Origin of the sequence: Kitasatospora sp. NPDC090091 (assembly GCF_044747365.1) — a bacterium.
Taxonomy (GTDB): Bacteria; Actinomycetota; Actinomycetes; order Streptomycetales; family Streptomycetaceae; genus Kitasatospora.
Map to the genome: position 1 here is coordinate 132,272 of NZ_JBIVDY010000016.1, position 18,052 is coordinate 150,323.

At 72.4% G+C, this 18,052-nt stretch carries 16 protein-coding genes; 7 read left to right on the forward strand and 9 right to left on the reverse strand.

What is annotated here, in order from left to right:
- Nucleotides 1-27 precede the first annotated feature (27 nt).
- On the reverse strand, nucleotides 28-2,397 hold the full coding sequence (locus tag ACIPSC_RS26595) for a lamin tail domain-containing protein (RefSeq protein ID WP_400828575.1): 2,370 nt from the start codon (nucleotides 2,395-2,397) through the stop codon (nucleotides 28-30).
- Between the two features lie 400 nt (nucleotides 2,398-2,797).
- On the opposite strand from ACIPSC_RS26595, the gene ACIPSC_RS26600 reads away from it, so the two are divergent.
- Nucleotides 2,798-3,706, forward strand: coding sequence for an alpha/beta fold hydrolase (locus ACIPSC_RS26600; protein ID WP_400828576.1), 909 nt, complete (start codon nucleotides 2,798-2,800; stop codon nucleotides 3,704-3,706).
- A gap of 117 nt (nucleotides 3,707-3,823) precedes the next feature.
- Here ACIPSC_RS26600 and ACIPSC_RS26605 read toward each other — a convergent pair whose 3' ends face one another.
- Both ACIPSC_RS26605 and ACIPSC_RS26610 read right to left on the reverse strand, forming a co-directional pair.
- Entirely contained in the window at nucleotides 3,824-4,243 is a 420-nt protein-coding gene (locus ACIPSC_RS26605; protein ID WP_400828577.1) for a PPOX class F420-dependent oxidoreductase, read from the reverse strand.
- A 58-nt stretch (nucleotides 4,244-4,301) separates the two neighbouring features.
- Nucleotides 4,302-5,615 carry a D-alanyl-D-alanine carboxypeptidase family protein gene (locus ACIPSC_RS26610; RefSeq protein ID WP_400828578.1) on the reverse strand — a complete coding sequence of 438 codons (1,314 nt, stop codon included), beginning with the start codon at nucleotides 5,613-5,615 and terminating at the stop codon, nucleotides 4,302-4,304.
- 205 nt (nucleotides 5,616-5,820) lie between these two features.
- Here ACIPSC_RS26610 and ACIPSC_RS26615 point away from each other — a divergent pair, with 205 nt between their 5' ends.
- Nucleotides 5,821-6,828, forward strand: a complete 1,008-nt coding sequence (locus ACIPSC_RS26615) for an alpha/beta fold hydrolase (RefSeq protein WP_400828579.1) — start codon at nucleotides 5,821-5,823, stop codon at nucleotides 6,826-6,828.
- A 72-nt stretch (nucleotides 6,829-6,900) separates the two neighbouring features.
- Here ACIPSC_RS26615 and ACIPSC_RS26620 read toward each other — a convergent pair whose 3' ends face one another.
- The 3 genes from ACIPSC_RS26620 to ACIPSC_RS26630 form a co-directional block, all read right to left on the reverse strand.
- Entirely contained in the window at nucleotides 6,901-8,472 is a 1,572-nt protein-coding gene (locus tag ACIPSC_RS26620) for a VWA domain-containing protein (RefSeq protein WP_400828580.1), read from the reverse strand.
- The gene (locus ACIPSC_RS26625) at nucleotides 8,469-9,341 is read right to left on the reverse strand and encodes an AAA family ATPase (RefSeq protein ID WP_400828667.1); all 873 of its coding nucleotides are present in this window, start codon (nucleotides 9,339-9,341) and stop codon (nucleotides 8,469-8,471) included. Before ACIPSC_RS26625 ends, ACIPSC_RS26620 begins: the two co-directional genes overlap by 4 nt.
- Before the next feature lie 304 nt (nucleotides 9,342-9,645).
- Entirely contained in the window at nucleotides 9,646-10,317 is a 672-nt protein-coding gene (locus ACIPSC_RS26630; RefSeq protein ID WP_400828581.1) for a Tat pathway signal sequence domain protein, read from the reverse strand.
- Between the two features lie 317 nt (nucleotides 10,318-10,634).
- On the opposite strand from ACIPSC_RS26630, the gene ACIPSC_RS26635 reads away from it, so the two are divergent.
- The 4 genes from ACIPSC_RS26635 to ACIPSC_RS26650 all read left to right on the forward strand — a co-directional run bounded on the left by ACIPSC_RS26635 (nucleotide 10,635) and on the right by ACIPSC_RS26650 (nucleotide 13,573).
- The gene (locus ACIPSC_RS26635; RefSeq protein ID WP_400828582.1) at nucleotides 10,635-11,462 is read left to right on the forward strand and encodes a TetR/AcrR family transcriptional regulator; all 828 of its coding nucleotides are present in this window, start codon (nucleotides 10,635-10,637) and stop codon (nucleotides 11,460-11,462) included.
- A gap of 135 nt (nucleotides 11,463-11,597) precedes the next feature.
- Complete coding sequence (locus tag ACIPSC_RS26640; RefSeq protein WP_400828583.1) at nucleotides 11,598-12,245, forward strand: DUF6230 family protein; 648 nt, start codon at nucleotides 11,598-11,600, stop codon at nucleotides 12,243-12,245.
- 2 nt (nucleotides 12,246-12,247) lie between these two features.
- On the forward strand, nucleotides 12,248-12,745 hold the full coding sequence (locus tag ACIPSC_RS26645) for a DUF6114 domain-containing protein (RefSeq protein ID WP_400828584.1): 498 nt from the start codon (nucleotides 12,248-12,250) through the stop codon (nucleotides 12,743-12,745).
- A 114-nt stretch (nucleotides 12,746-12,859) separates the two neighbouring features.
- Complete coding sequence (locus tag ACIPSC_RS26650; protein ID WP_400828585.1) at nucleotides 12,860-13,573, forward strand: hypothetical protein; 714 nt, start codon at nucleotides 12,860-12,862, stop codon at nucleotides 13,571-13,573.
- A 19-nt stretch (nucleotides 13,574-13,592) separates the two neighbouring features.
- Here the strand turns inward: ACIPSC_RS26650 and ACIPSC_RS26655 are convergent, their stop codons facing one another.
- The 3 genes from ACIPSC_RS26655 to ACIPSC_RS26665 all read right to left on the reverse strand — a co-directional run bounded on the left by ACIPSC_RS26655 (nucleotide 13,593) and on the right by ACIPSC_RS26665 (nucleotide 16,866).
- The gene (locus ACIPSC_RS26655) at nucleotides 13,593-15,305 is read right to left on the reverse strand and encodes a hypothetical protein (protein WP_400828586.1); all 1,713 of its coding nucleotides are present in this window, start codon (nucleotides 15,303-15,305) and stop codon (nucleotides 13,593-13,595) included.
- A gap of 141 nt (nucleotides 15,306-15,446) precedes the next feature.
- A complete protein-coding gene (locus ACIPSC_RS26660; protein WP_400828587.1) occupies nucleotides 15,447-15,575 on the reverse strand; it encodes a hypothetical protein in 129 nt (42 codons plus the stop codon).
- A 172-nt stretch (nucleotides 15,576-15,747) separates the two neighbouring features.
- Nucleotides 15,748-16,866 (reverse strand): NAD(P)-dependent alcohol dehydrogenase, encoded by a 1,119-nt coding sequence (locus ACIPSC_RS26665; RefSeq protein WP_400828588.1) that lies wholly within the window; start codon nucleotides 16,864-16,866, stop codon nucleotides 15,748-15,750.
- 145 nt (nucleotides 16,867-17,011) lie between these two features.
- Here ACIPSC_RS26665 and ACIPSC_RS26670 point away from each other — a divergent pair, with 145 nt between their 5' ends.
- Complete coding sequence (locus tag ACIPSC_RS26670; protein ID WP_400828589.1) at nucleotides 17,012-17,932, forward strand: helix-turn-helix domain-containing protein; 921 nt, start codon at nucleotides 17,012-17,014, stop codon at nucleotides 17,930-17,932.
- The last annotated feature ends 120 nt before the right edge of the window (nucleotides 17,933-18,052 follow it).

Genomic DNA, 18,052 nt, shown 5'->3' on the forward strand with positions numbered 1-18,052 from the left:
GGGGTCAGAACCCGCACGGGGAGCGCGCTACGGCAGCGGGATGCGGACGACCTGGGGGTCGTGGTCGCTGAGCTGGGTGGCGAACTCGCTGTTGAGGTGGACGATGTCGTAGCCGTACGGCCTGGCGGCCAGGGCCGGGGAGATCAGGATGTGGTCCAGGACCTGGGAGTTGCCCTCGTACACGTAGGTGTAGCGCTCGGCGGGCGGGAGGGTGCGCGGGAGGTCGACCAGGGAGCCGCCGGCGGTCAGCACGTCGGCGGTCACGGAGAACTCGAAGTCGTTGAGGTCGCCGAGGACGATGACCGAGGCGTTCGGGTCGACCGCGAGGATCTGGTCGGTGAAGCCCTTCACCACCGCGGCCTGGGCGTGCCGCTGGGTCTCGGACGGGCGGGAGGGCTGCTGGTAGCGGCCGAAGAGGGGCTGGTCGCCGCCCTTGGAGTTGAAGTGGTTGGCGATGACGAAGACCGGGCGGCCGTTCCAGCGGAACTCGCCGGCCAGCGGCTTGCGGCTGGCGTTGAAGGCGGAGTTGGTGGGGTCGATCCGGCCGGGGGAGTAGGCGAGGGCCGGGGTGCCGCCGTTGTTGACGACCGAGTCCGCGGTGGTGGAGCCGGCGCCGGGGCGGTCGGTGAAGCTCAGACCGCGGTCGGTGCGGAAGAGGAAGACCTGGCGGATGTTGCCGCCGGGCTGGCCGCCGTCCTGGTCGTTGACGGGGTTGATCTGGCGGTACGAGTAGGCGGGGCCGCCGGCCGCGGTGATGGCGGCGGTGAGCTTGGCGAGCGTCTGGTCGGCGGCGACGGTGCCGTTGTCGGTCGCGCCGCTGTTGTCCTGGATCTCCTCCAGGGCGACCAGGTCGGGCGAGCGGAGGTTGCCGACGATGCCGGCCGCGAGGCCGTCGAACTTGCTCTGCGGGTCGCCCGGCGCCAGGTTCTCCACGTTGAACGTCGCGGCGGCGAGCTCGCCGGCGGCGGCCGCGGTGGTGGTCTCGGGCACGATGCCGCCGGAGGCGACCGAGGGGGTCGCGGTGACCAGGAGCTTGAAGTTGCCGAAGGAGTAGTCGAGCACGCCGACGGTCGCGCCGCTGAGCGTGTCGCCGACGTCGGCGGTCGGGGTGGGGGCGAGCACGTCGTCGAGGATCACCCGCTCCGGGTTGCCGTCGGCGGCCTGCAGCAGGATGCCGCCGCGGTTGGTGCGGGTGGTGCTGCCCTGCGGGACGACGGGGATCTCGCCGAAGCTGCTGCGCGGGCCGACCACGGCCGCGTTGTCGAGCTCGACCCGCATGCCCTCCAGGGACTCCCAGAAGTCGAGGCCGTCGGTGGTGGGGAGGAAGCCCCCGGCCGTTTCGACGTCGCCCGAGGTGACGGAGGAGATCACCGCGGCCGGGGGCACCCGCCCGGCGGCGCCGACCACCGTGGCGGCCGGCAACGGGGCGTTGTGGGCGAGGACGGTGACGGTGGGGGAGGTGAGCTCGGTGACGGTGAGGTTGGTGGTCCCACCAGTGCCGCCGGGGCGGTACTCGGCCACGGTGGCGCCGACCTTCACCGAGTCGCCGACGGCGACGCCGGGGGCGCCAGCGGTGTAGACGTAGACGGCCTCGCTGGTGGCGGGGTCGGCGTCCGGGAGCGGGTCCTGGTACCAGAAGCCGCTCGCGCCGACGGCGGTGACGACGCCGGGCACCGCGCTGACCGACGACCCGGCCGGCGGGGAGGTGCGGGCCGCGCCCTGGATGTCGTGTATTCGGGTGCCCCCGCCCGAACCGCCGCCGGTGTAGGAGGAGTTGCGCGGGGTCGGCGTGCCGGTCGCGAAGTCGGCCGCGTTGTTGTCGGTGTCGGTCGCGCCACTGCCGGCCCGCAGCGCGGCGATGGTGTTGGAGAGGTTGCCGGTCGGCGAGCCCTCGGCCGAGCTGGCGGAGGAGCCGTAGCCGACGAAGTCCTTCACGCCGGGCTGGGTGGCGCAGCCCGAGGCGCAGGCCAGTGCGGTGCCGTTGGTCACCAGGGCGACCTTGCCGGAGGTGGCGCCGAGAGCGAGGGTTCCGGTGGCGTCCGGGGCCGGCAGCGCCGTGCCCGCGCCGGCCCCGGCGGCCTCCTGGACCAGGTAGTACTTCCCGGGCGCGATGGTCCCGGTCAGCGTGGTCCGTGACCAGGAGGAGCCGCCAGCCGAGGCGTACTGCACCGTCCAGCCGGTGACGTTCACCGCGGTGGTGCCGCGGTTGTACAGCTCGACGAAGTCGTTGGTGTACGGGGCGCCGGAGTTGCCGCCCCCGCCGTACACCTGGCTGATCACGACGTCCGGCGACACCGCCTGGGCGGTGGCGGCCGGAAGGACCAACAGCGCTCCCACCACGGCGGCGGCGGATGCCACCGCCATCGTGCGGAGCCGGACTCGATCGGTTCGCCGCATGGGCTCTCCTTCTGACGGCCGGACAGGCGGGTGGCCCGCCGGGCCTTGAGGTCGGTGGATCTGACGATCCGGTGATCAGACGTTCTGGCGTGCTGGCGTGCTGACGCGCTATGTCGAGCTGGCGCGTCATGACGTGCTGACGATCTGATGCTCTGACCGGTCCGTGGAAGGTCGGGCGGTGAGGTTTGTAGCAGCGCCAACCGCTCCGTACCGCGGGCGCCGGCCGACGACAAGACGTACAGCGGGAGAACAGTTCGTCGTCATGTACGCACCAGAATGGTTCGCGTAGGGGTGGAGGCGGTCGGTGTCGATGCCCGGGCAACCGCCCGGCGCAGGAGTCTTGTGGCGCGGGCTACCGGCCGGTAATTCTTGTTGACTCCAGATCTCACAGAGGAGTCGCATGCCCGCCGACGTGACCTTCCCGCTGCCCGCCCCGTACGGCCCCGGCGCGGTGACCGCGCGCTACCAGCGGCTCGGCGCCGGCAGCCCGCTCCTCCTGCTGCACGGCATCGGCCACCACTGGCAGGCCTGGGATCCGGTGCTGCCCGCGCTCGCCGAGCGGCACGACGTGATCGCCGTCGACCTGCCGGGATTCGGCGCCTCGCCCGCCCTGCCGCCGGGCGTGCCCTACGGGCTGGACACGGTCGTCCCGCTGCTCGGCCGGCTCTGTGCGGCGCTGGGGATCGAGCGCCCGCACGTCGCCGGGAACTCGCTCGGCGGGCTGCTGGCGCTCGGGCTCGGCAAGGCCGGGCTCGCCGCGTCGGTGACGGCGCTCGCTCCAGCCGGCTTCTGGACGGAGGCCGAGCGCCGCTACGCCTACGCCGTCCTCGGCGGGATGCGGGTCGGCGCGCGGCTGCTGCCGCCGTCCGTCGTCGAACGGCTGGCCCGCACCCGGGTCGGACGGGCGGGGCTGGTCTCCACCATCTACGCGCGCCCGGGGCGGCGCGATGCCGCCGCGGCGGCCGCCGAGACCAGGGCGCTGCGGGAGGCGACCGGGTTCGAGCCCACCCTGTCGGCCGGCCGCGGCCTGCGCTTCAGCGGGGACCTCGCCGCGCTGCCGGTCAGCGTCGCCTGGGGCTCCCGGGACCGCATCCTGCTGCGGCGTCAGGGCGTCCGCGCGCTGCACGAACTGCCCGACGCCCGGCTGGTGCGGCTGCCCGGCTGCGGGCACGTGCCGATGAGTGACGACCCCGCGCTGGTCGCCCGGGTGATCCTGGACACCTGCGAGCGCGCCGAGCGCTGGGACGCCCCGGCCGGGCGGGTCGCCGCGCACGGACCGGCCACCGGGAACGGGCCGGCGCCGCTGTAGCGGGTCGGCGCCGCTGTAGCGGGCCCACCGCGGATGCGCCGCCGCGGCCGCGCCGGGGCGGGTGTGCGCCAGGGCGGCCCCCCGGGGCGTCCGCGTGGACGGCCCCGGCGCAGGGCGTCAGTCGGTCAGCGTGATCCGGATGCCGACGGTGCCGCGCTCACCGCGCCGCAGCCGGCTGCCGAGCAGCGTCAGCACGCCCACGAGGCCGTACTTCTGTCGCAGCAGCGTCCGGTAGGCGGCGGTCCGCTCGGCCCCGAGGATCTCGGCGGTGGCCGGGTACTGATCGCCGGTCGGGCGGCCCTTGACGTCGCAGGGCCCGACCATGACGTCGGCGCGGTTGCGGATCCGCTTGGCCTTCCAGGAGTCCGCCACCGTCCAGATGCCCAGTGCGTCGCCGTCGCGGACCACCCAGACCGGGGTCGGCACGCCGGTGCCGTCCTTCTTGTAGGTGGTCACCAGCAGGTAGCTCCCGGAGGCGAGGCGGACCAGGCGTGCGAGCCGCTCCTGCTGGGCGGGGTCGGGCGTTGCGGCGTTCATGCCGGGAAGTCTAGGCCCTGTCCTTCGCCGTACCCCGTCCGTCGGCGTCCGCTGTCGGTCACGGCCGGTGCAGCCGCCGGCGGGCCGAGTCGACCGTCCGGCGGACGGCGCGGGCGGCGCGGACGGACCTGCGCCGGCGGCGCCCGCCCACGGCGGTCGAACCGCCGAGCGCCGTGGCGCCCGTCCGGGTGAACGCGACCGGCACCGGAACGGCCTCGGCGGCCGCCACCGGGCCGGGGCGTCGGTGGATCATCGACCGGCCGGCGGCCAGCAGCACCAGCGCACCGCCCAGCGCGACGGCCGTCCAGCCGCCCGGGCCGAGCGCGCGGTCGGCCTGCCGGATCGCGTGCGGCAGCACACCGGAGCCGGGCCCGGCCGACTCGACCGCGGACGGGTCGGCCAGTTCCTCCGCCAGGTGCCCGACCGGCTGGACCTTGCCGACCGCCGCGAACCCCCAGTCCAGCAGGCTCGCCGCCTCGTCGTACACCGTGGCCTGCGCCTCCGGGTGCATCACCGTCACCAGCAGCGTGCGGCCGTTGCGTTCGGCCGCCCCGGTGAAGGTGGACCCGGCATTGGTGGTGTAGCCGTTCTTCACCCCGATCAGCCCGGGGTACTTGCCGAGCAGCCGGTCGGTGTTGGCGATGTCGAAGGACGTCCGCTGCCCGGTCGTCTTGTCGACCCCGCCCGGGAAGCGGGCGGTCCGGGTCGAGCAGTACGCGCGGAAGTCGGCGTTGCGCAGCCCGGCCCGGGCGAACAGCGTCAGGTCGTACGCCGAGGAGACCTGGCCGTCCATGTCGTAGCCGTCCGGCGAGACCACGTGGGTGTCCCGGGCCTGCAGGGAGACCGCGCGGGCCTGCATCTGGGCCACGGTCTGGGCGAGGCCGCCGTTCATGTGGGCCAGCACGTGGACGGCGTCGTTGCCGGAGCTGAGGAAGACGCCCCGCCAGAGGTCCTCCACCCGGTACGGCAGGTTCTCCTTGATGCCGACCAGGCTGCTGCCCGCGCCCAGGTTGGCCAGCTCGGCCGGTGCCACCCGGTGCTCCAGCGAGCGGTCGAACTTGGGCAGCACGGTGTCCGCGAACAGCATCTTCAGCGTGCTGGCGGGCGGCAGCGGCAGATGGGCGTTCTGCGCCGCCAGCACCTCGCCGGTGGCCGCGTCCGCGACCAGCCAGGAGCGCCCGGTCAGCGCCGACGGCAGGGCGGGCGCGCCGGCCAGCGGCGCCACCTGGACGGCGGGGCGGCCCAGCCGCTCCCCGCCGACCACGCCGACCGCGTCCTGCGCGGTGGCCGCCGGCGCTCCGGAGGCGAGGACCAGCGCGGCGACGGCCGAGGCCGCCGCGGGCCTCCTGACGTGGTGTGACCTCTGCTGCACACCGCGAACGTACCCGCACGGCCGCCGCGCCGCCCCGCCCGCTGCTCCGTCCGGGCGCCGCGGGCCCCGGAGGGCCTTGCCGGGCCGCTTCGGGTCGGGATTCGGGGTTCCCCGCCCGGCCGGTTGGGCAGGACGGACAGCGAACGGTCGGACGGATTCCGGCCCGTGACGACATGACGCGACCTGAGGAGCAGGGGTGGCCAACGTGACCAGGCACACCGACAGTGCCTACGGCGACATCCAGCACCGCGAGATCGAGGTCAACGGCGTCCGGCTGCACCTCGCCGAACAGGGCGAGGGGCCGTTGGTCCTGCTGCTGCACGGCTTCCCGGAGAGCTGGTACTCCTGGCGGCACCAGTTCGCCCCGCTCGTCGCCGCCGGCTACCGGGTGGTCGCCCCCGACCAGCGCGGCTACGCCCGCAGCGAGCAGCCGGCGGCCGTCGACGCCTACACCATGTTCCACCTGGTCGGCGACGTCGCCGGCCTGATCACCGCGCTCGGCGGCGGCGGGCCGGCCGTGGTGGTCGGCCACGACTGGGGCGCGCCCGTCGCCTGGGCCGCCGCCGCGCTCCGGCCCGACCTGGTGCGCGGCGTGGCCGGCCTCAGCGTGCCGCCGCTGCCGGTCACCGGACTGCCGCCGCTGGCGCAGACCCGGGAACGGTTCGGCGACGGCTTCTACCAGAACTACTTCCAGCGGCCGGGCGTCGCCGACGCCGAGCTCGCCCAGGACCCGCGCTCGACCTTCCGCCGCATCCTGTTCAGCGGCTCCGGCGACCGGCCGGGGGCCGAGCGGCCCGCCGCCTGGGTCGTCCCCGAGGGCCGGACCCTGCTGGACACCGTGCCCGACCCGGAGAAGCTGCCCCACTGGCTCACCGAGGACGACATCGAGGCCTTCGTCGCCGACTACGCCGAGCACGGCGAGCACGCCTTCACCGGCCCGCTCAACTGGTACCGGAACATCGACCGCAACAACGAGCTGGGCGCCGCCTTCGCCGGGCGCGCCGTCGAGGTGCCCGCGCTCTACGTGGCGGGGGACCGGGACATGGTGACGGCGCTGGTCGGCCCGGACGCCATGGCCTTCCTGCTCGACAACCTCACGCCCAAGCTGCACCGGCACGTCACGCTGGCGGGCGCGGGCCACTGGACGCAGCAGGAGCGCCCGGCCGAGGTCAACGCCGCATTGCTGGACTTCCTGCGGCACCTCGACGGCTGAGCCCAACCGCGTCGTCGAGCTGCCCGACGCGGTTGCCCGGCTGGCGTTCTGACGTCCGGTCAGGAGCCGTGCTCAGAGCGGCAGCAGCCGGGCGATCAGCTCGCCGAGGCGGCGGGCGTTGCGGCAGGAGTGCATCTCCACCACCTCCGCGTAGACGGGCGCCGCCGAGTCCCCGGTGCCCCAGAGCGCGGGCTGCTCCGGGTTGAGCCAGTACACCCGCCGCGCCCGGGCGGCGATCCGGCGCAGCGCGTCCGGCTGCGGGTCGCGCTGGTTGTTCCGCGCGTCCCCGAGGACCAGCACGCTGGTGCGCGGCCCGACCGCGTCAAGGTGGTGCTCGGCGAACTCGGCCAGCGCCGAGCCGTAGTCGCTGTTGCCGTGGTAGCCCATCACCTTGGCCTCGGTGAGGATCCGGCGGGCCAATGCGGCCGGGTCGGTGCCGCCCGCGGTCAGCAGGCCGGTCACCTCGGCGGTGCGGTTGACGAAGGCGAACACCCGGACCTTGCTGAACTGGTCCCGCATCGCCTGGACCAGCAGCATGGTGAAGTCGGCGAACCCGGCCACCGAGCCGGAGACGTCGCAGAGCAGCACGATCTCCGGCCGGGCCGGCCGGCGGACCCGGTAGGCCGGGCGCAGCGGCACCCCGCCGGTGGAGAGCGATCGGCGCAGCGTCCGCCGCAGGTCGATCTGCCCGCGGGCCGCCCGGCGCCGCTGCGCGGCCAGCCGGGTGGCCAGCTTCCGGGCCAACGGGTGGACGGTGCGCCGGAGTTCGGCGAGCTGGTCGCGTCCGGCGGTGAGGAAGTCGATCCGGTCGGCGGTGGGCGCGACCGCCCGCTCGGCGATCCGCTCCGGGCCGCGCAGCTCGGCCACCCGGCGCCGGGCCTCGGTGCCGACCATGGCCCGGAAGCCCTGGATCCGGCGGCGGATCTCGTCGGCGAGCACGCGGTCGGCCACGTCGGTCGCGTCGGCCACCGCGCTCGGGACGTCCGCGGCCGGGCCCGTGCGCAGTGCGGCCAGCACGCGGGCCAGCAGCGTCTCGGGTGCGAGCCGGCCGAGCGTCTGGTAGGCGGACCAGCCGTCCGAGCCCGGGGTGGCGCCGCCGCCGTAGCGGCCGAACGCGGCTACCGCCTCGCCCGCCAGCCGGGCCTGCGCGGCCCGGTCGTCGGCGGCGAGTGCGGCGGCGAGACGTTCGCGCAGCAGCTCGCGCAGTCCCTCGGGGCCGGCGTCGCCGAGGAGGCCGCCCGGGGCGTCGGGGGCGTCGGGGGACGACGGCTCCGGGTCGGCCGCGGACCCGGCCCGGGTGGCCTCCGGAGCGCCGACGCCGAGCGGGAAGAAGAGGTCGAAGGTGGCGTCGTAGGCGCCGCGCTGGCCCTCGGAGCGCAGCAGCGCGGCGGCCAGGCCGGCCCGCAGCTGCTCCCGGTCGGCCAGGCCGAGGACGTCGACCACGGCGGCTGCGTCCACCGTCTCGGCCGGCCCGATCCGCAGGCCGTGGCCTCGCAGCGCCCGGACCAGCCCGGTCAGCCGGGCGGCGATGTCGGTGCCGTCGGCTGTGGCCGTGCTGTCGGTGGTGGCGGCCGCCGGGGCCGGGGTGGCCGCTCGGGCCGGTGCGCCGGTGCCGCCGGGACGGCGCGGGGCGGGGGCGGTCATGCCAGCGTGAGCTTCTGGGCGGCCTTCAACACGTCGTCCTGGTGCTTGAGGATCACGCCGAGGGTGTCGCGGACCACCGCCTCGTCCAGGGTGTTCGCGCCGAGTGCCAGCAGGGTGCGCGCCCAGTCGATGGTCTCCGCCACCGACGGCGCCTTGCGCAGCTCCATCGCCCGCAGCGCCCCGACCACCCGGACCAGCGACTCGGCCAGCACCGCGTCCAGGCCGGGGACCTTCAGCCGGACGATCCGGCGCTCCAGATCGGCGTCCGGGTAGTCGAGGTGGAGGAAGAGGCAGCGGCGGCGGAGCGCCTCGGAGAGCTCGCGGGTGGCGTTGGAGGTGAGCAGGACGAAGGGCCGCCGGGTCGCCGTGATGGTGCCCAGCTCCGGGACGGTGACCTGGAAGTCGCTGAGCACCTCCAGCAGCAGCGCCTCCACCTCGACGTCGGCCTTGTCCATCTCGTCGATCAGCAGCACGGTCGGCTCGTCGCCGCGGATGGCGGTCAGCAGCGGCCGGGTGAGCAGGAACTCCTCGCCGAAGATGTCGGTACGGGCGCGGTCCCAGCCCTCGTCCCGCCCGGCGGTGATGCGCAGCAGCTGCTTGGCGTGGTTCCACTCGTAGAGCGCGCGGGCCTCGTCGATGCCCTCGTAGCACTGCAGACGCACCAGCCGGGCCCTGCCGATCTCGGCCAGGGCCTTGGCCAGCTCCGTCTTGCCGACCCCGGCCGGGCCCTCGACCAGCAGCGGCTTGCCCAGCCGGTCGGCGAGGAAGACGGTGGTGGCCACCGCGGTGGAAGCCAGGTAGCCGGTCTCGGCCAGCTTGGCGGCGGCGTCCGCCGCCGACTCGAAGAACCCCGTGCCCTCGCCGCGCATGCGCTCCACTCCCGTCGGTGTGCCCTGAGCCGGTGGCCGGGCACCCGGGCCCACGCACCCCGGGCCCCGCGCCGGGTGGCCTGTGACCCGCACCTTACCGGCCGGTCACTTCGCTGTCCCGGGCCGTCCTGGGCTGCGCCTGCCTGTACCTGGCCGGACACACCGGTCGGCGTGCGGCGACCGGGGTCGCCGCACGCCGAACGCCGCGCACCGCCTGCCGGCCGCCGGCCGCCGCTCGCCGCGGTGCCGCCCTGCCGCGCTTCCGCGGCGGGGCGGCGGTCGACCGTTCGGGCCTCGGCCGGTCTCAGTTGATGAACACGTGCGGGCTGCCGGCGACCGAGCTGTCGACGACCGGCCCGTACGTCGCGGAGAAGTAGCCCGCCGCGAAGCAGAGGCTCGGGCCGGCGACCTTGTTGAAGGCCTGGGAGGCGAAGCCGATGGTCTGGCCGGTGTTCGAGGTGGTGCCGGCGATGCTGCCGGGCGCGCGGTAGACGCAGGTGATGGTGCCGAGGAGGGTCTTGAGCACCACCGTGGTCTGCAGCGGACCGGCGGCCGTCGGGGCGAGCGTGACCGGGTTGCCGGCGGCGTCGCTGACCGAGTTGGTGTACGGCAGGTTGTTGACCGTCACGCTCTGCACGGAGGTGACACCGATGACGTTGGCGGTGCACGAGCCGAAGGTGTGGCTGTTCAGCTGCTCGGTGGCCACGCCCGGCGCGGCCGGGTTGCCGGTGACGGTGGCGGAGAAGGAGGAGGTGGCGCACTTGATGCCGCTCGTCCCGGTGGCGCTGGAGTAGAAGGTGGCGTAGGAGCCGGCGACCAGGTCGGCGGTCAGGACGTCCCCGACGGCGATGTCGGGCCCGCCCACGGCGGTGTGGGTCAGCACGGCCGAGCCGGCGGCCTGGGCCGGGGTGATCGCGGCGCTGGTCAGGGCGGCGGCGGCCAGGGCCGCGACGCCGAGGGTACGGCGGATGCGCATGAGGGTGCCTCTCTCCGTGCGGAGTCGGTGGGGGAGCCCGCGGGCCGCACGGGGGTGCGGCGCGCGTCGGCGCATGTGGGGGAAGGCGCGTCCGCTGATGCGGCGGACCCGGCGCCACGGGCCCGCCCGTACGGCGAGTTGGTGCAGGGATTGCGTGGGTGCACGTCGACGGCTGCCACCGCCGGGCATGCGTTCGCCATACTGAACAGTCGGAACGCGTGAAGGCCTCCGGCGGCTCGACGCCGCCCGATTGGAAACCTGCGAGTGTTGTAAACCCGCCCTTGCGTCAATGTCAAGACAAAGCACGGGAGTTGGCGATGAACTCGGATGCCGTTCCAGCCGCCGAGGCGCTGCTGCTGCCGGGCGCGCGCACCGGCCGCGACCCGGCCCGCTCGATCAAGCGCGGCCCGAGCCGGCTGCCGCCCGACGTGGTCGCCGCCACCCAGCGGGAGCGGCTGCTCGACGGGCTGGTCCACACCGTGGCCCAACAGGGCTACCAGCACGCCACGGTGAGCGACATCTGCCGCGCGGCCGGCGTGACCAGGCCGGTCTTCTACGAGCTGTTCAGCGGGAAGGAGGACGCCTTCCTGGCCGCCCACCGGCACGGCACGGGGGTGGTGATCCGGCGGATGGCGGCCGCGTTCGCCGCGGCGCCGGACTGGTGCACCGGGATCCGAGAGTCGCTGCGCGCGCTGCTCAACCTGCTCGCGGGCGTCCCGGCGTTCGCGACCATGGCGGTGATCGAGATCGAGGCGGTCGGCCCGGCCGGACGTCGTGAGATCGCCCAACTCCTCACCCGCTTCCGGGCGTTCTTCGCCGAGGTGCCCGAACCGCCGGGCGGGGTGGGAGTGGAGGCGTTGGTGGACGCGGTCGTGGGTGGCGTCTACCGGACCCTGCACCGCGCGATCGACGCCGGCCGGACGGATCAACTGCCCGATCTGCTGCCGGCGTTGAGCCTCTTCTGCCTGGCGCCCTTCCTCGGTCCGGCCGAGGCCCACCGGCGGCTCACGGCAGTGCCCGCGGCGCCTCCGGCGCCGGCGAATTCAGCGCCGCCGACCGCTCCGCCGCAGGTCACGGCGGCCGGTCCGGATGCGGACGATGATCCTTCGTGCACCCGTATTGACCCGCCGGATACCGGGCAGTAGCTTCCCAGTGACCCACTGCGGTCCGACCGGCCCGCCCCGCTGCCGAGAGGCGGGCCACCGGTCGGGCCGCAGAACGCTGTCCGCGCCAGGGCAACGTGCCAGTGCCTGCACTTCCCACCACCCGAGGGAGCACACATGGCCACGTCCGAGGACGCCGCCCCCACGCCCGAGAGCACCGACGCGCCCGTCGCGAGAAGAGGCCGGGTCCGGCTGAGGCGCACCGCGCTGATGGCTGTTCCCGCCGTCGCCGCCGGGGCGGTCCTGATGACCCTCACGGCGCAGGGCGTGCTCGCCGCGCAGTTCGCCATCTCCGGCATGCCGTTCACCGTCACCGCCGACAACCTGGAGGGCGTCGGCTTCGAGCAGTTCGGCAGCCTGGACCACATGATCGAGGACAGTCCGAACCAGGGCGACACCGGCGGGCAGGTCCTGGTCGCCGTCTCCGCGATCAAGCAGGCCTCGCTCACCAAGCTGTGCCAGAGCGTCGACCTCGGCGGCATCAACCTGCTGATCAAGGCCGGCGACGCGGGCACCCCCGTCACCGCCACCGACCTCACCACCGACTCGGACCTGCTCTCCGGTGACGCGTCGTTCACCAACCTGGAGATCGGCGGCGACGCCAGCACGTTCACCAAGGCCGGCGTGAAGGGCCTGCCGGGCGTGTTCGGACAGCAGGCCGACACCGTCAACATCCGCAACCTGCGCCAGCACAACTACGCCACCACCGCGGGGGCGTTCAAGCTGCCCAACCTGCGGCTGAGCTTCAGCTCGGAGGGCTGCTGACGGTGGCCGACCCCGTACCCGACGCCGCCGGCCCGGCCGGGAAAGGCACCACGGCGGCCGCGGAGGCTGCGCCCACCGGGGAACCCGAGGCCGCGCCGGCGGCCCGGACCCGACCCGGGTGGCGCGGCTGGCGGGGCCGGCGCCCGTTCTGGGGCGGCCTGCTGGTGCTGCTCGGCGGCGCGGAGATCCTCTTCACCCTGCGGGCCCCGCTGCCCGTCGTCCTGCACATCGGGATGCAGGGGCTGGCCGGCTACCTGGTGCCGGTCGTGATGGTGATCTGCGGCGTGCTGATCCTGGTCAACCCCACCCAGCGGCTCTTCTACTCGATCCTCGCCGTGCTCAGCTCGCTGGCCAGTTGGATCACCTCCAACCTGGGCGGCTTCCTGATCGGCATGATCATCGGAGTGCTGGGCGCCTGCCTCACTTTCGGCTGGCTCCCCGACCAGCCCGCACGCCGGCGCCGATTCCGCCGCAAGACCCCCGGACCGGCCCAAGCCTGACCCCGGTCCGGCCCCACCACGACGCCCCGCCCCCGGCGATGGAGAGCACCGGAGGCGGGGCGCCGTGGATACCCGGGCTCCGGCGAAGCCGGGCCCTGGGGGATGATCTTCGGTGTGACTGAGGAACCGGTTGCCGATGCGGACGACGCCTGCGCATGGCACGAGCGACTGGGCTGGGCGTTCGGGCTGACGGCGGACGATCCGGCCGACCGAGCCGCGGCGCTCGCCCGGCTGGCCGAGGCGCGGAGGACGGTCGCGGGCGCGCTCGACCGGTACAACGAGATGCTGTGGCTGACGCGTCCCTTGGGAACGGACGAGCAGTACCGGGAGCCGGCCGTTCTGCAGGCGCACGGGGTGTGGAAGCGGGCCCAGAATCGTTCGCTGCCCGACGGGCTGTGGGGCGGCCCTGCTGGTGCCGAGCTGGCCACGTGGCCGGGGCTGCCCTATGCGCTGCTCTTCCTGGAGTGGGAAGCGCGATACCCGCAGGAGTGGACGCAGCACGCGAAGGCATGGGGGACGAAGGAACGGTTCATCCGGTACCTGGCCCTCGCCGACCACGACGAGGCCGTCAGGGCCAAGCTCACCGACCTGATCGAGATCGTCGTCCACCGCGCGTATCGCTGCAAGGACCGCGAATACGTCCGGATCGCCCGGGCCGTCGACAGCGCGGACCTGCGCGACAGACTCGCCCGGGCGGCTGGATCGGACAGTCCCTGGGCACGGTGCCACGCCGGGTACGTGCTCCGGCTCCTCGACCGCCCCGACCTGCCGAACACCCTTCACGTCTGGCACTCCTGGCTGGCAGACCCGCCCTCGACGGTTCTGTGACCCGAGTGCGAGACAGCAGTCATGAACGGGTCAGGCAACGCAGCACCAACGAGGTGGTGTTGCACGCGGATCCGCTGGGTCTGGCGGCGAGGAGGAGCTGATACTGGGCCGCGGCCTGTGCGTGCGCCTGGTGAAGTGTGTCGATCGCGATGCGGTCCTGGAAATAGGCAATGACCGTGACCACCCACAATGCGCCCAAGGCTGCCATGAGGACGTACTGCTTGTTGCTCTTGACTCGCATTCCGAGCGTCGATGATTCTCGAGCCAGTGCGAGAGATGCTGCGACCGTAACTGGCAAGAGAATGGCCACGACGTCTGCTCCATTGAGCCTTGCGTTGGGATCGTAGTGCCACCAGAGGAAGCCCCAAGCGAAGTGGATCAGCAGAACCAGGGCGGCGGCCGTCGCGAGGGCAACACCGATCGTGGCCGAGGATCGAACCCAGATCTGACACAGATGGAGCTCGATCCAGATTTGGTCGACACGCGGCTTCGTGTCGTATCGAGAATACGACTCGCGCGTCTTTTGCTCGTCATCGGGTGATCCGGCGACCTGTGGGGACAAGTGGTTCCAGGTGTTGTCCCGGGCTCGGCACCTCCGTGGCTTGAACTGGACGTGCTGGTCAGGAATCGTGATGTGCAGATGGTTCGATACGGCGTCTGCGAATGATATCTGGTAGTGGGCTACCGAGCGCCTGTCCTCGATCTTTCGGGAGAATAGCGAATGGTGCTCCGGGGAGTGGAAATCCATCATGCGCCGGTCTTTGACCGATATCTTGAGCGGCCTGTCAAGGGGAATTCTGCATTTGGCCACGGCCTCCCAGCGTCGGCCGTATGAGGCGTAAGTTGATACAAGCTTGTATGCTGGACTATGCAGATTTAAGGGATCGGCTTGGAGTTCGCCTTGGGCGAATCTCAGAACATCTCGAAGGTCCATGAGGACGGCGGTTATGTAGTCCTCCTGGGTTGTGTCGTCTTCCTGGAGCTTTGGAAGCCTTCGGCACAGTTTGGGGATGGCTAGGAGTGGATTCTCTGCAGCGCTTCTGACGTTCGGGGTGACGTGCCGGAGCACCACTCTGTCGCGGATCTCGCCAGATATCCTCTGCCACCGCGCATACATGGCGGCGTCGATCTTCTTGTCGCTGCCTTGTCTGCGTTGGATGTAGTCATAGACCGGATCGTAAGTCTCCAAATTGCCCTTGAAGAACCGTGCGATCAAGGAGTGCGGCCGTCGGCTATCGTGCTCGAAATCCCTCCATGTGCTTGACGAGAAGCTGAAGATGCAGGAAAGTAGGAGCAATAGCATTTCGCTGATGGGGGCCCGGTATCCTGCACGCCTGGCCAGGTGGGCGAAGTAGCGAGCCTGGAGATCTCCGTTCGCGTCTCTCGGAACTCGGTGGATCGGGTTGCCGTCTACCTTGACCTCAAAGGCCAGAATCGGCATCTTGGGCAGTGATGTGATGGGAAGCAGAACCTCGGCGAATCTTCCGCGTCCAGCTCCATCATTGCGCTCCTCGAGTCCTTCTAGAATTCTTCCGATCTCAATCGCTTCGGGTTTTGGATCGCCGTTGTGGTCTCGCGTGGCGGCCACTTCGGTGAATGGCTTGACGTCGATTACTCGCTCGCGGTCAGACCAAAGCTCATCGGTGAGCTCAATCTGTTCGACCGCGCGTTCGCGCCACAGGTCAGGATTGTCAAGCAAGCGGAAGAGTAGCTCCTTGGATTCCTCCTCCATTTGCCGACTGGCGAACCCAAGCTGGGTTGATGGAGCGGACCCGTTGGGGGAGTTGAAGCGCCGTAATGAGGATCGCTTCGGTTGGATATAGCGGTTTCTCTGAATCGGTGCCGACATGGCGCACCGCCTCGATCCAAGAACTCACACTCGCTCGGTCTTCTTGTTCGGCGCAGAGCCGCCGACGAGGAGTGGCTGGTGACGGTGGATGATGGCCGGATCACGCACCGCAGCCTTGTCGGGTCGGGAATCCGGCTGGCGATGGTTGGACATCTCTTCCCTCCACCGTCCCACTGAAGGCGGAGTTTTGACACCCTTGTCCGGGAGTCGGTTTCGCTCACTGGAATTACTCGGGCGAATGCGAGGCGTCGCTGTACGCCGGAGGCCGCGTCGGGGCCGTGATGGGGCTCCGGCGCGGCCTGTGGGGTGCGGCTGCGGGGCGCGGTCAGATGGTGGCGGTGTCGATGACGAAGCGGTAGCGGACGTCGCTGGTGAGGACGCGGGCGTAGGCGTCGTTGATCTGGTCGGCGCGGATCAGTTCGATCTCGGCGCCGATTCCGTGGGCCGCGCAGAAGTCCAGCATCTCCTGGGTCTCCGGCAGGCCGCCGATCATCGAGCCGGAGACGGACTTGCGGCCGGTCAGCAGGGTGTGGGCATTGATGCTGACCGGCTTCTCCGGTGCGCCCACCTGGACCAGGGTGCCGTCGGTCTTCAGCAGGCCGAGGTAGGCGCTCAGGTCGAGGTCGGCGGAGACGGTGTTGACGATCAGGTCGAAGGTGCCCGCCAGCTCGGTGAAGGTGGCCGGGTCGGAGGTGGCGCGGTAGTGGTCCGCGCCGAGCTTCAGGCCGTCCTCGCGCTTGCGCAGGGACTGGCTGAGCACGGTGACCTCGGCGCCCATGGCGTGTGCGATCTTCACGCCCATGTGCCCGAGCCCGCCGAGGCCGACGACGGCGACCTTCCGGCCCGGCCCGGCGCCCCAGTGGTTGAGCGGTGAGTAGAGGGTGATGCCGGCGCAGAGCAGCGGCGCGGCGACGTCCAGCGGCAGCGCGTCGGGGATGCGCAGCGCGTACCCCTCGTCCACGACCAGCTGGGTGGAGTAGCCGCCGTAGGTCGGCTCGCCGTCGTGGCCGATGCCGTTGTAGGTGTAGACCGCGCCCGGGGTGCCGGTGCAGTACTGCTGCAGGCCGGCCCGGCAGTTGTCGCACTCGCGGCAGGAGTCGACGAAGCAGCCGACGCCGACCCGGTCGCCGACGGCCCAGCGGCTCACGCCGGGGCCGACCTCGGCGACCACGCCGGCGATCTCGTGGCCAGGGACCATGGGGAAGATGCCGTCGCCCCACTCCTCGGCGACCTGGTGGATGTCGGAGTGGCAGATGCCGGCGAAGCGGATGTCGATCAGGATGTCGTTCGCGCCCAGCGCCCGGCGCGGGACGGTGGTCCGCTCCAGCGGGGCCTTCGGCGCCGGGGCGGCGTACGCGGCGACGGTGCGCGGTCCGGCACCGGCCGCCAGGTCTGCGGTGGTCGCGGCGGTGGTGGTGTTCGCGGTGTCGATCGTGTTCGTCATGTGCTTCAGCCTGCGCCGACGCGGCAGGGGCAACCAGGTCAGCGGTTGTCGTACGACGGTCCCGCGTACGACCACCGAACCTACGCGCGGGCAGCGTACGAGCGGCCAACGTACGACTGGCAGGCTCACCCTCATACTGGGCCGCATGGACCCGCGCACCGAACTCAGCGAATTCCTCCGCTCCCGCCGGGCCCGGCTGCGGCCGGAGGACGTCGGCCTGCCGGACTACGGCACCCGCCGGCGGGTGCCCGGGCTGCGTCGCGAGGAGCTGGCGCAGCTGGCGGGCGTGAGCACGGCGTACTACATCCGGCTCGAACAGGGCCACGGCGAGAGCGTCTCCACGGCTGTGCTGGACTCGATCGCGCGCGCCCTTGGGCTCACCCCCGCCGAGCGCGAGCACCTGCAGCGGCTCACCAAGCCGCCCCGCCGCCGGAGCGGACGCGCCGCGGCGGCCCGCCCGCAGCAGGTGCGGCCTGCCCTGCAGCAACTGCTCGACGCGATGGAGGGCGTCCCCGCGTACGTGCTCGGACGGCGGCTGGACGTCGTCGCCTGGAACCGGCTCGGCAACGCGCTGCTCGGCGACATCTCCGGGATGCCGCCGGAGCAGCGGAACATGGCCTGGCACGTCTTCCTCGACCCGGTGGCGCGCGAGCTGTACGACGACTGGGAGGGCAAGGCCACGGACGTGGTCGGCATCCTGCGGCTGGAGGCCGGCCGGGACCTCGACGATCCCCGGCTGGCCTCGCTGATCGGTGAACTCTCCCTGAAGAGCGCGGACTTCCGGCGGCTCTGGGCCGCGCACGACATCCGGGACAAGGGCCACGGCACCAAGGACCTGCACCACCCCGTGGTCGGCCGGCTGACCCTGCGCTACGAGACGCTGCGGCCGGCCGGCGATCCGGATCAGGTGCTGGTCACCTACCACGCCGAGCCCGGCACTCCCTCGGCCGAGTCGCTCCGGCTGCTCGCCAGTTGGGCCGCGACCGGGCCGGCCGAGGGTGTGGGATCCGCCACGCCGGCCGCCCCCGCCGAGGGCCGGGAGTCCCCGGCGGAGCGGCCCCGTTAGTCCGGTGGTCCCGGAAGGGCCGGGACCACCGGCCCTGTCCGGGACCCTCCGCCGGGACGTTCACTGGACCTGCGCACCGTCCGGGCCCTGCCCTGCCCGAAACCGGCCCGGTGCGCCGAA

Excerpts from the sequence above, each read along its gene's own strand:
- ACIPSC_RS26660 (WP_400828587.1), bottom strand. The coding sequence starts at position 15,575 with ATGTCCAACCATCGCCAGCCGGATTCCCGACCCGACAAGGCTGCGGTG.
- ACIPSC_RS26665 (WP_400828588.1), bottom strand. The coding sequence starts at position 16,866 with ATGACGAACACGATCGACACCGCGAACACCACCACCGCCGCGACCACC.
- ACIPSC_RS26600 (WP_400828576.1), top strand. The coding sequence starts at position 2,798 with ATGCCCGCCGACGTGACCTTCCCGCTGCCCGCCCCGTACGGCCCCGGC.
- ACIPSC_RS26640 (WP_400828583.1), top strand. The coding sequence starts at position 11,598 with ATGGCCACGTCCGAGGACGCCGCCCCCACGCCCGAGAGCACCGACGCG.
- ACIPSC_RS26595 (WP_400828575.1), bottom strand. The coding sequence starts at position 2,397 with ATGCGGCGAACCGATCGAGTCCGGCTCCGCACGATGGCGGTGGCATCC.
- ACIPSC_RS26620 (WP_400828580.1), bottom strand. The coding sequence starts at position 8,472 with ATGACCGCCCCCGCCCCGCGCCGTCCCGGCGGCACCGGCGCACCGGCC.
- ACIPSC_RS26625 (WP_400828667.1), bottom strand. The coding sequence starts at position 9,341 with ATGCGCGGCGAGGGCACGGGGTTCTTCGAGTCGGCGGCGGACGCCGCC.
- ACIPSC_RS26630 (WP_400828581.1), bottom strand. The coding sequence starts at position 10,317 with ATGCGCATCCGCCGTACCCTCGGCGTCGCGGCCCTGGCCGCCGCCGCC.
- ACIPSC_RS26635 (WP_400828582.1), top strand. The coding sequence starts at position 10,635 with ATGAACTCGGATGCCGTTCCAGCCGCCGAGGCGCTGCTGCTGCCGGGC.
- ACIPSC_RS26605 (WP_400828577.1), bottom strand. The coding sequence starts at position 4,243 with ATGAACGCCGCAACGCCCGACCCCGCCCAGCAGGAGCGGCTCGCACGC.
- ACIPSC_RS26670 (WP_400828589.1), top strand. The coding sequence starts at position 17,012 with ATGGACCCGCGCACCGAACTCAGCGAATTCCTCCGCTCCCGCCGGGCC.
- ACIPSC_RS26655 (WP_400828586.1), bottom strand. The coding sequence starts at position 15,305 with ATGGAGGAGGAATCCAAGGAGCTACTCTTCCGCTTGCTTGACAATCCT.